This is a genomic window from Streptomyces sp. IBSNAI002 (genome assembly GCF_052244475.1).
Lineage (GTDB): Bacteria > Actinomycetota > Actinomycetes > Streptomycetales > Streptomycetaceae > Streptomyces.
The window spans coordinates 16,248-31,018 of record NZ_JBQPXG010000001.1 but is presented as its reverse complement, the minus strand read 5'-3'; the positions used below and the strand labels follow the sequence as shown (position 1 = coordinate 31,018).

General features: G+C 64.1%; 12 protein-coding genes and 6 pseudogenes. 9 read left to right on the top strand and 9 right to left on the bottom strand.

The window, feature by feature from the left end:
* The 3 genes from ACTVZO_RS00180 to ACTVZO_RS00170 form a co-directional block, all read right to left on the bottom strand.
* Positions 1–857: AAA family ATPase (locus ACTVZO_RS00180; protein ID WP_443296324.1), on the bottom strand; the 857-nt coding region annotated here is incomplete at its 3' end.
* An 80-nt stretch (positions 858–937) separates the two neighbouring features.
* Entirely contained in the window at positions 938–1,105 is a 168-nt protein-coding gene (locus tag ACTVZO_RS00175) for a pRL2-8 (RefSeq protein WP_443296323.1), read from the bottom strand.
* Between the two features lie 33 nt (positions 1,106–1,138).
* Positions 1,139–1,468: a hypothetical protein gene (locus ACTVZO_RS00170; protein ID WP_443296322.1), complete on the bottom strand. Its 330-nt coding sequence runs from the start codon at positions 1,466–1,468 to the stop codon at positions 1,139–1,141.
* Between the two features lie 65 nt (positions 1,469–1,533).
* On the opposite strand from ACTVZO_RS00170, the gene ACTVZO_RS00165 reads away from it, so the two are divergent.
* Together ACTVZO_RS00165 and ACTVZO_RS00160 are read left to right on the top strand one after the other, a co-directional pair.
* Entirely contained in the window at positions 1,534–2,253 is a 720-nt protein-coding gene (locus ACTVZO_RS00165; RefSeq protein WP_443296321.1) for an IS6 family transposase, read from the top strand.
* A 174-nt stretch (positions 2,254–2,427) separates the two neighbouring features.
* Entirely contained in the window at positions 2,428–3,222 is a 795-nt protein-coding gene (locus tag ACTVZO_RS00160) for a prolyl oligopeptidase family serine peptidase (RefSeq protein WP_443296320.1), read from the top strand.
* Between the two features lie 523 nt (positions 3,223–3,745).
* Here the strand turns inward: ACTVZO_RS00160 and ACTVZO_RS00155 are convergent.
* From ACTVZO_RS00155 to ACTVZO_RS00145, 3 genes and pseudogenes are all read right to left on the bottom strand, one after another.
* A complete protein-coding gene (locus ACTVZO_RS00155; protein WP_443296319.1) occupies positions 3,746–3,997 on the bottom strand; it encodes a hypothetical protein in 252 nt (83 codons plus the stop codon).
* Entirely contained in the window at positions 3,994–4,326 is a 333-nt protein-coding gene (locus tag ACTVZO_RS00150; RefSeq protein WP_443296318.1) for a DUF6233 domain-containing protein, read from the bottom strand. The genes ACTVZO_RS00155 and ACTVZO_RS00150 overlap by 4 nt, the downstream gene beginning before the upstream one ends.
* 489 nt (positions 4,327–4,815) lie before the next feature.
* Positions 4,816–5,536: pseudogene (locus ACTVZO_RS00145) on the bottom strand (IS6 family transposase).
* Positions 5,537–5,949: 413 nt separating this feature from the next.
* Between ACTVZO_RS00145 and ACTVZO_RS00140 the strand changes: the two are divergent.
* Positions 5,950–6,753 carry a hypothetical protein gene (locus ACTVZO_RS00140; protein ID WP_443296317.1) on the top strand — a complete coding sequence of 268 codons (804 nt, stop codon included), beginning with the start codon at positions 5,950–5,952 and terminating at the stop codon, positions 6,751–6,753.
* A 478-nt stretch (positions 6,754–7,231) separates the two neighbouring features.
* Here the strand turns inward: ACTVZO_RS00140 and ACTVZO_RS00135 are convergent.
* A pseudogene (locus tag ACTVZO_RS00135) lies at positions 7,232–7,684 on the bottom strand (IS6 family transposase); the annotation flags it as partial.
* A gap of 75 nt (positions 7,685–7,759) precedes the next feature.
* Between ACTVZO_RS00135 and ACTVZO_RS00130 the strand changes: the two are divergent.
* The 5 genes and pseudogenes from ACTVZO_RS00130 to ACTVZO_RS00110 form a co-directional block, all read left to right on the top strand.
* Positions 7,760–8,479: an IS6 family transposase gene (locus ACTVZO_RS00130; RefSeq protein ID WP_443296314.1), complete on the top strand. Its 720-nt coding sequence runs from the start codon at positions 7,760–7,762 to the stop codon at positions 8,477–8,479.
* Positions 8,480–8,558: 79 nt separating this feature from the next.
* Positions 8,559–8,789 (top strand): annotated as a pseudogene (locus tag ACTVZO_RS00125) (LPXTG cell wall anchor domain-containing protein); the annotation flags it as partial.
* A 212-nt stretch (positions 8,790–9,001) separates the two neighbouring features.
* On the top strand, positions 9,002–10,198 hold the full coding sequence (locus ACTVZO_RS00120) for an F-box protein (protein WP_443296315.1): 1,197 nt from the start codon (positions 9,002–9,004) through the stop codon (positions 10,196–10,198).
* 157 nt (positions 10,199–10,355) lie between these two features.
* Positions 10,356–11,247: pseudogene (locus ACTVZO_RS00115) on the top strand (IS256 family transposase); the annotation flags it as partial.
* A 71-nt stretch (positions 11,248–11,318) separates the two neighbouring features.
* A pseudogene (locus tag ACTVZO_RS00110) lies at positions 11,319–11,582 on the top strand (IS6 family transposase); the annotation flags it as partial.
* An 81-nt stretch (positions 11,583–11,663) separates the two neighbouring features.
* Here the strand turns inward: ACTVZO_RS00110 and ACTVZO_RS00105 are convergent.
* On the bottom strand, positions 11,664–12,383 hold the full coding sequence (locus ACTVZO_RS00105; RefSeq protein ID WP_443296314.1) for an IS6 family transposase: 720 nt from the start codon (positions 12,381–12,383) through the stop codon (positions 11,664–11,666).
* Between the two features lie 203 nt (positions 12,384–12,586).
* Here ACTVZO_RS00105 and ACTVZO_RS00100 point away from each other — a divergent pair.
* A pseudogene (locus tag ACTVZO_RS00100) lies at positions 12,587–13,299 on the top strand (IS6 family transposase).
* A gap of 234 nt (positions 13,300–13,533) precedes the next feature.
* Here ACTVZO_RS00100 and ACTVZO_RS00095 read toward each other — a convergent pair.
* Positions 13,534–14,646, bottom strand: coding sequence for a hypothetical protein (locus tag ACTVZO_RS00095; RefSeq protein ID WP_443296313.1), 1,113 nt, complete (start codon positions 14,644–14,646; stop codon positions 13,534–13,536).
* Positions 14,647–14,771: the final 125 nt, after the last annotated feature.

Below are 14,771 nucleotides of genomic sequence, written 5' to 3'. Positions count from 1 at the left end.
ATGTCCTCGCTGTCGTCCAGCTCGCCGGCCAGGGCGCGGGCGAGGCAGGTGACGCTGTACGCGGGCGCCCAGGCCCAGCCGTTGCATTCGTCGTCGTGGGGGCAGGGCAGCGCGACGTCGAAGCCGTAGTCGCCCTGCCCGTCGACGTTCGGCCGGAACGCAAGGGTGAGGTACTGCTGGCCGAGGCGGATCTCCGCGACGCGGTCTCCGCCGGCGGCCGTCAAGCCGGGCTTCCACCGCCACAGCGGGAGAACCTCGGCGCCGAACACCCGGCGTACGAGCAGCATCTCGCCCAGGCCGTCGCCGCCGTCCAGCCCGAGGTCGGCCTGCCGGGCATCGCCCAGCCGCTGGAGGAACGGGAGTAACTGGCACAGGCTGTCGGAGAAGTGGACCTCGTTGAAGCCCTCGGCCAGCAGCTTCGGGTGAGAGCGGACCATCGCCGTGTGCTGCGCGCGGACGGTGTCGTCGGGCACGGTCCGGTTGGCCGGCCGCGGGCCCTGGCGCTCCACGCACACGGTGACCGGGGTGGAGACCATGACTGCGATGGCGGGCATGTTGTGCCGCTTGGCCGCGGCGACCAGCGGCGCCCTGGAGGCGGGGGTGACGTTCGTGGCGTCCACGACGGTGAACCGGCGCCGGTGCATCCGGGCCTCCAGGAGCAGGTGCAGGGCGGCGACGGCGTCGCCGGTCGCGTCCTGGTCGCCCGCGTCGTCGCTGACCGTCTCGCGCAGTGCATCGAGTGAGAGGACCCGGGAGGCGGGCCAGGTGGCTGCAAGCGTCGACTTGCCTGCGCCGCTGGCCCCGATCAGGACCACCAGGCAGCTGTCCGGCAGGTACGGGAAGGTCGGCGTGTTCATGCGGACTCCTTGCGGGTGAGGGGTGCGGGCAGCTCCGGTCAGGCGCTGGACCGCGTGGTCGGTGAGCAGGGCGGCGGCCATCAGCGGACGATCATGTGGGCGGGGTGGCCGTTCTTCATGTGGTCCACGCACTGCGGGCAGTCCTCACGCGGGCCGAGTCCGGCGTGCGCTTCGCGGCTGGCGTAGGCGTGGTACCAGCACTGCGTGCACTCGTTCCGGGGCGGGTTCGTTGCCTTCGGGCTCGCCATCTCAGCTGTCCTCTCGGGAGCGAAGGGTGCGGGTCACCGGCGGGCGCCGGGGCGGGTGGTGAGCCAGGTGGTGACGGCGGCGGCGCCGATCCCGATGGCGCGGTGGAGTGCCGCGTCCAGCTCCATCCACGCGCTGCCGGGCCCGTTGATCTCCTTGGTGACCGTGCCGTCGTCGGCGAGGCGGACCGCCTGGCAGTGCTCGATGTAGCCGGTCTTGCCGGTCTTCTTCGCCAGCCACAGCAATAAGGCCCCGCGGTCGATCGCGGCGTGTGTTCCGGCGTTGATGGCCGCGCCGGCGAGCAGCGCGGTCGGTGTGACGCGGTAGCCGAACGCGCGGGTGATCGCGATGGTCGCCCCGGGCACTGTCACGTTGTCGGCAGCCGGGGTGGGATGATCTTTGGGCTGCCCATCCGGGGAGGGGTCCGCTCGTGTCGTCCGTGGTGCCGTCGTACGCGAATCACCGCTACCCCGCCGAGATCATCGCGCACTGCGTGTGGCTGTACTTCCGCTTCCCGCTCTCCTTCCGGGAGGTGGAGGAGATGATGCTCGAGCGCGGTGTGGTCGTCTCGTACGAGACGGTCCGGCGGTGGTGCCTAAAGTTCGGGCAGGCGTATGCGAACGCTCTGCGCCGGCGACGGCCGAGGCCGGGTGACAAATGGCACCTCGACGAGGTCTTCATCAAGATCAGCGGGATGCGGAAGTACTTGTGGCGGGCTGTCGACGCCGACGGCAACGTCCTCGACATCCTGGTACAGAGCCGTCGTGACAAGGCTGCGGCCAGGCGTTTCTTCCGCCGGCTGATGAAGACGACCAGGCAGGTGCCCAGGGTGATCATCACGGACAAGCTCCGATCCTACGGGGCCGCGCACCGTGAGGAGATGCCCTCGGTGGAGCACCGCTCCCACAAGGGATTGAACAACCGCGCGGAGAACTCCCACCAGCCGACAAGGCAGCGCGAACGCGCGATGAAGAGCTTCCGCAGCGTCGGCGGGGCGCAGCGGTTCCTGTCCGCGTTCACCGGGATCTCACCCCACTTCCGGCCCCGCCGCCACCTGATGACCGCCGGCCGGTACCGCTTCGAAATGAGGGTCCGCTTCACCATCTGGAACCACATCACCGGCACCACCGGCATGCCCGCCACAGCCTGAACAGCAGACCGCTCGCACCTCACCACGCCCTGACGCACCATCAAACAATCACGCCCTCGACAACGTGACAGTGCCCTCGCGGACCGTCAGCTGAGCGCCTTCGACAGCACTACAGGCCGTACGCAACCAATCACGGCTGATGACAGCGAGACGGCAGACAGGGCGCATCCCATAGTGCGGCAGGTCCTCTACCGCTCGGCGGACGGCACCGAGGTACCCATGTACCTGATCATGGCCGGCAACAGCCAGGGGCCCCGGCCTGCCATCCTGACCGCCTACGGCGGGTTCGGCGCCTCCGCCGCCCCCAGCTACAGCCCGTCACTGACAGCCTGGGTACAAGCCGGCGGGATCTACGCCATCGCACAGGTCAGGGGCGGAGGCGAGAGAGGCCCCGCCTGGCATGCAGCCGGCCGCGCCATGAACAAACCAAACGCGTTCGCCGACTTCGCCGCGGCAGCACGCTGGCTGTGCACGGAAGGCCACACCACCCCCCGCCAACTCGCCATCAAAGGCGCCTCCCACAGCGGCCTCATGGTCGCCGCCGCCATCACCCGCAACCCCTACCAATACGCCGCAGCCGTATGCTCCGACGCCCTCACCGACATGACCCGCTACCCCCACCTCGGCCTGGGAACCTGGTGGACCGACGAATTCGGCGACCCCGACAACCCCGCCCACCTCCCCACACTCCTCGCCTACTCCCCCTACCACAACACCCACCCGGGAACCTGCTACCCGGCCGTCCTCCTCACCAGCCCCCGCCACGACACCCGCGTCGGAGCCGCACACACCCGCAAACTCACCGCAGCACTCCAACACGCCACCACCCCCCACCACCCCGTCCTCCTGCGCACCGAACACGACATCGGCCACGGCCCCCGCGCCGTCTCCCGCCTCATCAACCTCCAAGCCGACACCCTCGCCTTCTGCGCCACCCACACCGGCCTCACCCCCCTCCAGCCCGACTGACCCCGCCGAGGCGGGCCGACCGGGCCGCAAGCCCAGGCGCCAAGCAGCAGGCCGGGACATGCATGAGGGGCGGCTCAAAAGAGCCGCCCCTCGTCACAGCAGTCTATTTACTCGCTGTCGCCCTCGGACAGGGCAACCTGCCAGTCAGCAACGACAGCGATCTCGTCGGAAGCGAAACCGTAGACTCCGCCAGCAATCTCGATCATGATCTTCACCCTTCGAAGTGGAGGAACCGGACTGTTCCTACTTCGAAGGTGCCCGATGGGGCTCCGGGGCCTCATCAACCGATTGGCCCTTCGGGCAGGGGATGACCAGTAGCCCGATCAGTAAACGCTCTCATCTGGACCCTGAGAGAGGTCGAAGCTGAGGGGCCCCTTTCCCCTGGTCAGAACGGAGGGATCCCGACGCAGAACGCACCGCTCCTGGACTTCCCCGGGCCGCCCGCCTCCACCGCTGCCGGAAACACCATTCCGAAACGGCACCTCCTGCCCCACAACCCCAGATAGCTTGCTGACCTGCAAACTCAGGTTCCTCCGGGCTCCTGGGACCATACGGCCGGCCCGCCGCCGCGCCACTCGATGAGCAGCGGATCGTCCAGGCGGACGACGTCTGGGTCGAGGCCGGCCCGGCGTAGGAATTCGTGGACGTCGGCGGGGCCGTAGGCGCGGCCGAGGCTGGTCCCGTGGGCACGGACGTGGCGTCCGCCCTGCGCGTCGGGCGGGTGGATGGTTATCCGCGCGTTGTCCGCTTGCTCGGGGTGTGATGGGCAGTTCATTCGAGTACTCCAAGGGCGGTATCCGGGCGGCAGTGGGGGCAGGCTGGGACGCCGTCGGCGAGTAGGGCGCGTACCTGCTCGGCGCTGGCTGGCGTGCAGCGCTTGGTGCTGTCCCAGCAACCCCCGACGTGGACGCGGGCGGCGGGCCGGCCCACACCGATTCCGCGCTCTACCAGCCATGCGGGCGGCTCCAGCGGGGGCCGACGCCGGGCCGCGAGCGCCTCGGCTTCTTCGGCAGCGGTCAGTGCCCGCTCGGCGCGCCCCAGCTCCCCGCGGAGGTAGGTGACCAGCACGCGCAGGCGCGGCAGGTCGGGGGGCAGCAGGGACACCGCTCAGCCCCTGTACTGCGCCTGCCGCGCGGGCTTGCACGCCGCGCAGGTAGGGGATGCTCCCACCCCGTACTTGCAGGTCGGAGCGTGGCAGATGGCACACGGGCCTGTCTGGCTGGGTGCCCAGACCGCGGGCTGGGGTCTGGCGGGTGCCGTGGGGGTGGTCATGGCGTGCTCCCTGGGGTGAGCGGACTCTCCTATTCCATCATGTGTTCGAATTTCTGCGCGAGGTCAGCCTCCCGTCCCGGCGCGTAGCCAGCCTGCGGTGTCCTGTGTCATCGAAGTTTGATCTTTGCCATCGAAGATTGATCATTAGTAAGTTCGTGCCACCGAAGTTTGATCAGCGCAGAGTGCTGGTGAGGGGTGGCGGTGGGACAGCTCGCGGATGCGTACGCGGATCCGAATCTCGGAGGGTGTTGTCACGTTATCGAGGGCGTGATCGCCTGAGGGTGCGTCAGGATGCACCGGGGGGCTGGCGGCGGCTGTGGTTCAGGCCGCAGCGGGCATATCGGTGGCGCCGGTGATGCGGTTCCAGATGGTGAAGCGGACCCTCATTTCCAAGCGGTACCGGCCAGCGGTCATGAGGTGCCGGTAGGGCCGGAAGTGGGGTGAGATCCCGGTGAACGCCGACAGGAACCGCTGCGCCCCGCCGACGCTGCGGAACCCTTTCATCGCCCGTTCCCGCTGCCTCGTGGGCTGGTGCGAGTTCTCCGCCCGGTTTTTTCAGTCCCTTGTGGGAACGGTGTTCCACCGAAGGCATCACCTCACGGCACGCAGCCCCGTAGGACCGGAGCTTGTCCGTGACGACCACCCTGGGCACCTGCCCGGTCGCGGTCAGGAGCCGGCGGAAGAAACGCCTGGCCGCAGCCTTGTCACGGCGATTCTGGACGAGGATGTCGAGGACGTTGCCGTCGGCGTCCACAGCCCGCCACAAGTACTTTTGCACCCCGCCGATCTTGACGAAGACCTCGTCGAGGTGCCATTTGTCGCCTGGCTGCGGGCGCCTGCGGCGCAGCGCGTTGGCGTAGGCCTGGCCGAACTTCAGACACCACCGGCGGATGGTCTCGTAGGAGACGACCACACCCCGCTCGAGCATCATCTCCTCGACCTCACGGAAGGAGAGCGGGAAGCGGAAGGACAGCCACACACAGTGCGAGATGACCTCGACCGGGTAACGGTGGTTCTTGTACGACGGCGTGCTCGACGACACGAGCGGACCCCTCCCCGGACACGGACAACCCCAAGATCATCCCAGACCGCTGAACAAGGTGACAGCGCCCTTCGCCCTGCTCCACCAGTTCAAACGGCTCGCCGTCCGATGGGAACGCCGCACAGAACTCCACGATGCCTTCATCTCCCTTGCCTGCAGCCTCATCTGCCGGCGCCGACTCAAGAAGACCCGCTCATGATCCTGTTACGAGCTCATAGGGGCATCAGCACCTTACAGACCGCTCAATAACAGTGCCCTAAAGGATGCCCGAACGCGGCCGCTAGAGTCCACACATCTTTGATACTAAAGAGATACTAAAATCAGAATGGTTCGGCACCCGCGTTCGGAGGAATCGCCGCAGGATAGCAAGCTCCCATAAGGCGACCAACCGTTTCGGTTCAAGATCAGTTGTGATGTATCAAACTTCCGAGAGAGTCATGATGGAAAAAAACTTTGCACGCCTTGCTCTGGAATTGCTCGAAGGCTCGGATGATCCGGAAGCGAGAGACCTGGCCGTTACGATAGCTTCAGGCATCGCGGGCCGGGGACTAACTTTCGTTGCGCAGATTGATGACGCGCTGCTCGAGGGCGCATTCGCCCTGCAATCCGATGGTGGTCACGGGCGCCTGACATTTCAGGAGTATTCAGAATTCCATCGGCTGCAAGAATATCAGTCGGCACTCACTCGCGAAATGGTCCATGAATTCTTCCTGGCGTTCCTGATGCGATGGAACTCGCGCGTTCCGCGCACGGTCACTCCCGGGAATGGGCATTCTAATTTCGGGCACGCGAGAAGAGCGGAATCGAGGTGCGGGACCTCCTCGACCGGAGAATCTTCGATACGGTCTCGGACGAAAGAGGCGGACGCGAAGAAACTGGCCCAAAATTCGTACAGGCGGATAGTGCGCGAAGTGCTTGCGCCTGAATTCTCTAAGCTCCTCGGTCCGGGAGATCCAGAATTCCCGAACGCGGAAATGCGTTTCGTGCATGCAGAATTCAAGAACTGCATTCGCTCAATTATGATTGAGCTTAAACAAGATCGGCCCAATGTGAAGTACATCCGCAGGGCGACGAAGGCTGGGGTCACATTGGCCCATCAGTTCCTTGAACTCGCCAAGAGTATCGACGATGGAGACCCTAACTACGTCAGATACATGGCCGCCGTAAACGCCGTCCGGTCCCTAAAGGCAAAAACATACAACCTCCCGCCCATTTAAGCTTGACGTTGATCCGGTTCGCCGTGGGGTCCGTAAAGTTAACCTCGCGCTTTCATGAAGCGGGCTATCCGACGGATGGTCAGGCAAGCGAAAAGTTCCTCTGACCAGCAAGAATGAGGATTGTCGAGGTCCTTGTTCCTGTCACCGTCAAAGGCGCTTCCCAGGTGAAGCGTATAGGGGATGTTGATGCCCCTATGAGCTTGTAACAGGATCTTGCTGAAGTGGCCTGGTGGGCCGTGACCGGTGTGACGATTCGGCCGTTCGGGAGGGTGTGAGTACTCGCCGGTGGATCGTGGACGACAACTTGTGGTTGCTGATCGAGCCGTTGCTGCCGCTTTGGCCGGAGTGGTCACCGGGGCCGCGGCCGGTGGCGGACCGGCTGTGAGATGACCCCTTTGGTGTGGGCGGTGTCACATTGTTGGCAGCATGATCGTTTGGTGGCGCGTCAGGGCCTGGTGGGGTGTTGCCGACTCGTTGCTCAGGCCGTGGCAAGGACGCGGGCGGCGCCGGTGATCTGGTTCCAGATGGTGAAGCGGACTCTCATTTCGAAGCGGTACCGGCCGGCCGTCATCAGGTGCCGGTGGGGCCGGAAGTGGGGTGAGATCCCGGTGAACGCCGACAGGAAGCGTTGCGCCCCGCCGACACTGCGGAACCCTTTCATCGCGCGTTCCCGCTGCCTGGTGGGCTGGTGGGAGTTCTCCGCCCGGTTGTTCAAACCCTTGTGGGAACGGTGCTCGACCGAGGGCATCACTTCACGTTGCGCGGCTCCGTAGGACCGGAGCTTGTCGGTGATGATCACCCGGGGCACCTGGCCGGTGGTGGTGAGGAGCCGGCGAAAGAACCTGCTGGCCGCCGGCTTGTCGCGACGGTTCTGAACCAGGATGTCGAGGACGTTACCGTCCTGGTCGACGGCCCGCCACAAGTACTTCCGCACCCGGCACTGTCACCTTGTTCAGCGGTCTGAGATGATCTTGGGGTTGTGGGTGCCTGGGGAGGGGTGGGGTTCGTGTCGTCTGCGTCGCCGTCGTACAAGAACCACCGCTACCCCGTAGAGATCATTTCTCACTGTGTGTGGTTGTATTTCCGCTTCCCGCTCTCCTTCCGTGAGGTGGAGGAGATGATGCTCGAGCGGGGCGTCGTCGTCTCCCACGAGAGCATCCGACGGTGGTGTCTGAAGTTCGGTCAGGCGTACGCGAACAGCCTGCGCCGGCGGCGCCCGCGGCCGGGCGATAAGTGGCATCTTGACGAGGTCTTCGTCAAGATTGGCGGGGTGCGGAAGTACTTGTGGCGGGCCGTCGACCAGGACGGTAACGTCCTCGACATCCTGGTTCAGAACCGTCGCGACAAGCCGGCGGCCAGCAGGTTCTTTCGCCGGCTCCTCACCACCACCGGCCAGGTGCCCCGGGTGATCATCACCGACAAGCTCCGGTCCTACGGAGCCGCGCAACGTGAAGTGATGCCCTCGGTCGAGCACCGTTCCCACAAGGGTTTGAACAACCGGGCGGAGAACTCCCACCAGCCCACCAGGCAGCGGGAACGCGCGATGAAAGGGTTCCGCAGTGTCGGCGGGGCGCAACGCTTCCTGTCGGCGTTCACCGGGATCTCACCCCACTTCCGGCCCCACCGGCACCTGATGACGGCCGGCCGGTACCGCTTCGAAATGAGAGTCCGCTTCACCATCTGGAACCAGATCACCGGCGCCGCCCGCGTCCTTGCCACGGCCTGAGCAACGAGTCGGCAACACCCCACCAGGCCCTGACGCGCCACCAAACGATCATGCTGCCAACAATGTGACACCGCCTGCCCTCGCCTTCCCCGACGGCCAAACCGGCGAGCACGTCAAGGCCGCCGTCCTCCTCGCCTCCCTCATCGCCGCCGGTCTCGCCGCGGTCCTGCTGCGCCGGCGCAACACCGTCTACCGGCGCCTGTACGAAGCGGAGAACGTGGACGCCGACCAGGACGGCATCCCCGACATCTACCAGCGGCAGGAGGCCGCCGAGTGCAGCACCTCCCGCACCGACGGGCGGGCCACCTGATGGACAGTGCCAGTGCCTCACCGCTGGTGCCCCTGGCCGTCATCGCGGCCTTGGTCATCCGCACGGCCGTCACCGAGCTCGGGCGTCCGGGCACCGCCCGGCGGCAGTCTTGAGCATGGCTCGTGCCTTGGATGCTGCCCTTGTAGCGATTGTGGTTGCTATGAGGTTTCCGTGACGGTTGGCATGTCATGCCGGTGTGTCATACCGGATGAATGGACCTCAGGGAGAAACTGATTATGGAACCTGTACAAAAAGGACTGAGCGGGGCTGCCTCGGCGGTGTGGGCGATCATGGCCCCCCGGCTCCGGAATGCCAGCCCCGAGCTTCTACGGGCATTCTACAAACGCCTCCAGGCATGGCACGAAGGCACCGTTCTCAGCGTCCTCGCTGACACCGGTATCCCTGTGGAGATGTGGCACGAGGTTCTGAAGTATCTGCCAGCGGAGGACTTGGCTCGCCTGGCCCAGGTCAATCAGAGTCTGCGCGAGGTCGTTGAGCTGATGCGTCCCCCGGGCGAGGTGAAGCCCACCAGCCGCAGTTCGCTCGATGACGATTTCGTCCGCACGATCTATACGCAGTCTGAGCTTGACGAGTCTCTCGGTACGAGGGGACGACGGCTGACGTTCACACCCGGAGAGGGCAGTGACCTGACCATCTGGTCGAGGCGCCCGCACCTGTACGGTCCAGGACGCCTGAGCGCAGTGACGGGTGGATGGGTCGAAGCCCACCGCGACGCCCACATCACCAGGGTCGTTGACGGAGAAGTCACCGCTGGCGGCCGCACGACGATCACCACCGTGGAGGGCGGAGACGTCTACGCCAGCAAACAGGTGGAGATCACCACCGTCAATGGTGGAGAAGTGTCGATCGGCGAGCAGGCCACTATCACCGACGTCACTGGCGGACAGATCAATGCAGGCGGCCAAGCGACAATCGGCAGCATGGCCGGCGGAGCCCTGAGGGCCGTGGGCCAGGCAACGATCACGACGATGTCCGCCGGAATAGCCGACATCCTGCGTAACACGACCATCACTCACGTGACCGGGGGAACCGTTAACGCCTCCGACCAAGCCAGCATCACCCACGTGACCGGGGGAATCGTTAACACCTCCGACCATGTGGGCATCACCCACATGACCGGGGGAACTGTCAACGCCTCCGGCCAGACCTCCATCACCCAGGTGACCGGGGGAACTGTCAACGCCTCCGGCCAGACCACCATCACAGCCGCGAGCGGTGACGCCCACATCATCGTCAGCGACCACGCACAGGTCACCATCTCAGCGAACGCCGACGTACACGTCGACGCCTACGGTCAGAGCGTCATCAATGCCTACGGAGGTACTGTCAACGTCCACAGCCCCAACGTCACCGTCAACAATGAAGGCGCCACGCTCACTCACCATTGATGGCCGCCCCGATGCTCGGGGGTCTGGCAAGCCTGGGAGGAGTCTCACGGGCGTTGTCACATTGTTGGCGGCATGATCGTTTGATGGTGCGTCAGGGCCTGGTGGGGTAGGGACTGTAAATCGTTCGGTGTAACTCCCGATCATGGAGGATGCACCGATGACGAGTGAGAACGTGACCGAGGACGTCGAGCCGGCTGGGCCGACGCCGTCGAAGACGGTGGACGACCGGCTGATCGACGAGCTGGTCTCCCGTGCCCAGGCCGAGGGCTTGCAGCTGACCGGCGAGGGCGGCCTGCTCCAGCAGCTGACGAAGCGGCTGCTGGAGTCCGCCCTGGAGGGCGAGATCACCGACCACCTCGGCTATGACAAGCACGACCCAGCTGGCAAGAACGGCGGTAACTCCCGCAACGGAACGCGGGCAAAGACCGTCCTGACGGACGTCGGTCCCGTGGAGATATCCGTGCCCCGCGACCGTGACGGCTCGTTCGAGCCGAAGATCGTCAAGAAGCGGCAGAAGCGTCTGACCGGCGTGGACGAGATGGTCATCTCGCTGTCCGCGAAGGGCCTGACGACCGGGGAGGTCCAGGCCCACCTGGCGGAGGTTTATGGAGCCGAGGTCTCCCGGCAGACGATCTCCACGATCACCGACAAGGTTCTCGACGGCATGGCCGAATGGCAGAACCGGCCGCTCGACCCGGTCTATCCGGTGGTCTTCATCGACGCGATTCACGTGAAGATCCGCGACGGCGCCGTGGCGAACAGGCCGATCTATGTGGCCCTGGGCCGTCACCACGGAGGGCCGGCGGGACATCCTCGGGCTGTGGGCCGGCGATGGTGGCGAGGGCGCCAAGCACTGGATGCACATCCTCACCGAGATCAAGAACCGCGGCGTGAACGACGTCCTCATGCTCGTCTGTGACGGTCTGAAGGGCCTGCCTGACGCGGTCGAGACGGTCTGGCCCCGCGCAACCGTGCAGACCTGCGTGGTCCACCTGCTTCGAAATTCCTTCCGCTATGCGGCCCGCCAGGACTGGGACAAGATCGCGAAGGGGCACTGTCACCTTGTTCAGCGGTCTGAGATGATCTTGGGGTTGTGGGTGCCTGGGGAGGGGTGGGGTTCGTGTCGTCTGCGTCGCCGTCGTACAAGAACCACCGCTACCCCGTAGAGATCATTTCTCACTGTGTGTGGTTGTATTTCCGCTTCCCGCTCTCCTTCCGTGAGGTGGAGGAGATGATGCTCGAGCGGGGCGTCGTCGTCTCCCACGAGAGCATCCGACGGTGGTGTCTGAAGTTCGGCCAGACGTACGCGAACAGCCTGCGCCGGCGGCGCCCGCGGCCGGGCGATAAGTGGCATCTTGACGAGGTCTTCGTCAAGATTGGCGGGGTGCGGGGCGGTGTCACATTGTTGGCAGCATGATCGTTTGGTGGCGCGTCAGGGCCTGGTGGGGTGTTGCCGACTCGTTGCTCAGGCCGTGGCAAGGACGCGGGCGGCGCCGGTGATCTGGTTCCAGATGGTGAAGCGGACTCTCATTTCGAAGCGGTACCGGCCGGCCGTCATCAGGTGCCGGTGGGGCCGGAAGTGGGGTGAGATCCCGGTGAACGCCGACAGGAAGCGTTGCGCCCCGCCGACACTGCGGAACCCTTTCATCGCGCGTTCCCGCTGCCTGGTGGGCTGGTGGGAGTTCTCCGCCCGGTTGTTCAAACCCTTGTGGGAACGGTGCTCGACCGAGGGCATCACTTCACGTTGCGCGGCTCCGTAGGACCGGAGCTTGTCGGTGATGATCACCCGGGGCACCTGGCCGGTGGTGGTGAGGAGCCGGCGAAAGAACCTGCTGGCCGCCGGCTTGTCGCGACGGTTCTGAACCAGGATGTCGAGGACGTTACCGTCCTGGTCGACGGCCCGCCACAAGTACTTCCGCACCCCGCCAATCTTGACGAAGACCTCGTCAAGATGCCACTTATCGCCCGGCCGCGGGCGCCGCCGGCGCAGGCTGTTCGCGTACGCCTGACCGAACTTCAGACACCACCGTCGGATGCTCTCGTGGGAGACGACGACGCCCCGCTCGAGCATCATCTCCTCCACCTCACGGAAGGAGAGCGGGAAGCGGAAATACAACCACACACAGTGAGAAATGATCTCTACGGGGTAGCGGTGGTTCTTGTACGACGGCGACGCAGACGACACGAACCCCACCCCTCCCCAGGCACCCACAACCCCAAGATCATCTCAGACCGCTGAACAAGGTGACAGTGCCGTTTGTACACCTCTCGTGCGACGTAGCGCTTCAGGCATCGGATGATCTCCCGCTTGGTCTTGCCGGTGCCGTCACGTTATCGGTGGCGGGGTGGGATGATCTTCGGGTTGTCCGTCAGGGGAGGAAGCCTGCCGTGTCGCCGAGTGCGCCGTCGTACGCGAATCACCGCTACCCGCCGGAGATCATCGCGCATTGCGTGTGGCTGTACTTCCGCTTCCCGCTCTCCTTCCGTGAGGTCGAGGAGATGATGCTCGAGCGGGGCGTGGCAACGAGAGCATCCGGCGTTGGTGTCTGAAGTTCGGCCAGGCCTACGCCAACGCCCTGCGCCGGCGGCGCCCGAGGCCAGGCGACAAATGGCGCCTCGACGAGGTCTTCATCAAGATCCGCGGAATGCAGAAGTACTTGTGGCGGGCTGTGGACGCCGACGGCAACGTCCTGCACATCCTGGTCCAGAACCGGCGTGACAAGCCGGCGGCCAGGCGTTTCTTCCGTCGGCTCCTCACCATGACCGGGCAGGTGCCCCGCGTGGTCGTCACCGACAAGCTCGCCTCCTACGGGGCTGCCCACCGTGAGGTGATGCGCTCGGTCGAGCACCGTGCGCACAGGGGGATCAACAACCGGGCGGAGAACTCCCCCCAGCCGACGAGGCAGCGGGAACGCACGATGAAAGGATTCCGCAGCCCAGGCGGAGCGCAGAGGTTCCTGGCCGCGTTCACTGGAATCTCACCCCACTTCCGGCCGCACCGGCATCTCATGACCGCTGGCCGCCACCGCCTCGAAATGATCATCCGATTCACGATCTGGAACCACATCACCGGCAGCACCCACATGCCCGCCACGGCCTAAGCCACGGTCCGCAGAAGGCATCGACACACCCTGACCTGCCATCAAACGATCACACCGCCAACAAGGTGACAACGCCCTCGTGACAGGGTATGGGCTCAAGTGCCTTGTGCAGCGTCGGCTGATTCCCCTTAGTCACCGGGGGTGCCGTTTCATCCTCAACGCTACCGCAGATGCGGCGACCTTTTGCCCGCCCGTGGGCGACGCTTCAAGATCTCTAGTTGTAGTACAACGCCATCAACCATCAGCCGACACGTCCGAACCGACACAAAAGAATTCTCCATCATAGTCCTTCCTTTCCCATGGAACGGTCAAATATTGGGCAGCTGCTGGATCAAATACATTAACGTACTTGACCTCGCCCGGTGGAGTGACTTTACAGCCGTAGATCACCTGCCAATGCACTCCTCCATTTACTGGGGCCATAATGGCCCCTCCATTGAGCAGCGTCGTGCGCAATTGATTCGGTCCTATATCCTTATGTAGAACCGGGATGTCCGCTGGAAAAACAGGGAACCCCAGCTTAAGGGTGGCCAGCCGGACGATGTCGCCATCCATCTTTTCAAGCGGACTCTCGAAGGGGGACTCTTCGTATTCATACTGCCTCCCTGTCTCTGCAAAATATTTGGACATGAACTCTGCTCGATAGTCGGCGACGGCGTCATTTCCGCTCGTCTCCGCCATTCCTGAAAAAAGGAAGGCGTGCATGCACTGCATCATGCTCACTGTTTTCCCGCCGCCCCAACGGATGGCCGCAGCGGCTGCGGCCGCATAGCAAAGCGCGCCAGTTTGTGCTTCCGCGTCACGCTGAAACCTCGGGGCAGTAATATCTGCCAGCAATGTGGGTACGCGTGGGCGGTCATTTGCTGATGCGAGCTTCGTTACTTGGAAGCTATAACACCCCAGGCATGTGCTTCCTACGAGGATCTGCACCTTTCGAAGGCAATCTTCATGATACAAGAGTCCACAATCTTGAGCATCCCGTGCGGAGCATCCTGCAACTGTCCTAGCGTCGGCAAAACACGGTTCGAGACATATTTGACAATCGGGCGTTAAACCATCCGCAGCACGGCCGCTTGAGTCGTCGGCAATCGGAACTTCTGCAGCGCTATCAAGAATTCGATAGATTGCATTCAGATGGGATAGGATAAGCTTGTCACTGCCGGGCCAACTTCTCCCAAAGTTTGGAAATAGAATAAATTCTTTCAGCTTTGCCTTGTTCTGAACAATGGGCTGAAATAGATCATTATTCCAAGTCTGCACTGAATAGAACTCATGCCAAAATTGAGTAAATTCAAACCCCCTCCAGGAAATTCCTCCTCTGCCCATTTCGTTGGCAAATAGTTCCATGTGCCTACGAAGCTCATTCCGCTTCACGGGACTCCGGATCTCCCACGGCATAATTCGCATCCTTTCGAGCTGAAACGAGAAAAGCTGCCTCTGTCAGGTATAGATTCACGCGAAACTCTGCCACC

What these genes read in the sequence shown, in the direction of transcription:
- ACTVZO_RS00175 (WP_443296323.1), bottom strand. Translation starts at nt 1,105, where the DNA reads ATGGCGAGCCCGAAGGCAACGAACCCGCCCCGGAACGAGTGCACGCAG.
- ACTVZO_RS00155 (WP_443296319.1), bottom strand. Translation starts at nt 3,997, where the DNA reads ATGAACTGCCCATCACACCCCGAGCAAGCGGACAACGCGCGGATAACC.
- ACTVZO_RS00140 (WP_443296317.1), top strand. Translation starts at nt 5,950, where the DNA reads ATGTATCAAACTTCCGAGAGAGTCATGATGGAAAAAAACTTTGCACGC.
- ACTVZO_RS00120 (WP_443296315.1), top strand. Translation starts at nt 9,002, where the DNA reads ATGGACCTCAGGGAGAAACTGATTATGGAACCTGTACAAAAAGGACTG.
- ACTVZO_RS00095 (WP_443296313.1), bottom strand. Translation starts at nt 14,646, where the DNA reads ATGGAACTATTTGCCAACGAAATGGGCAGAGGAGGAATTTCCTGGAGG.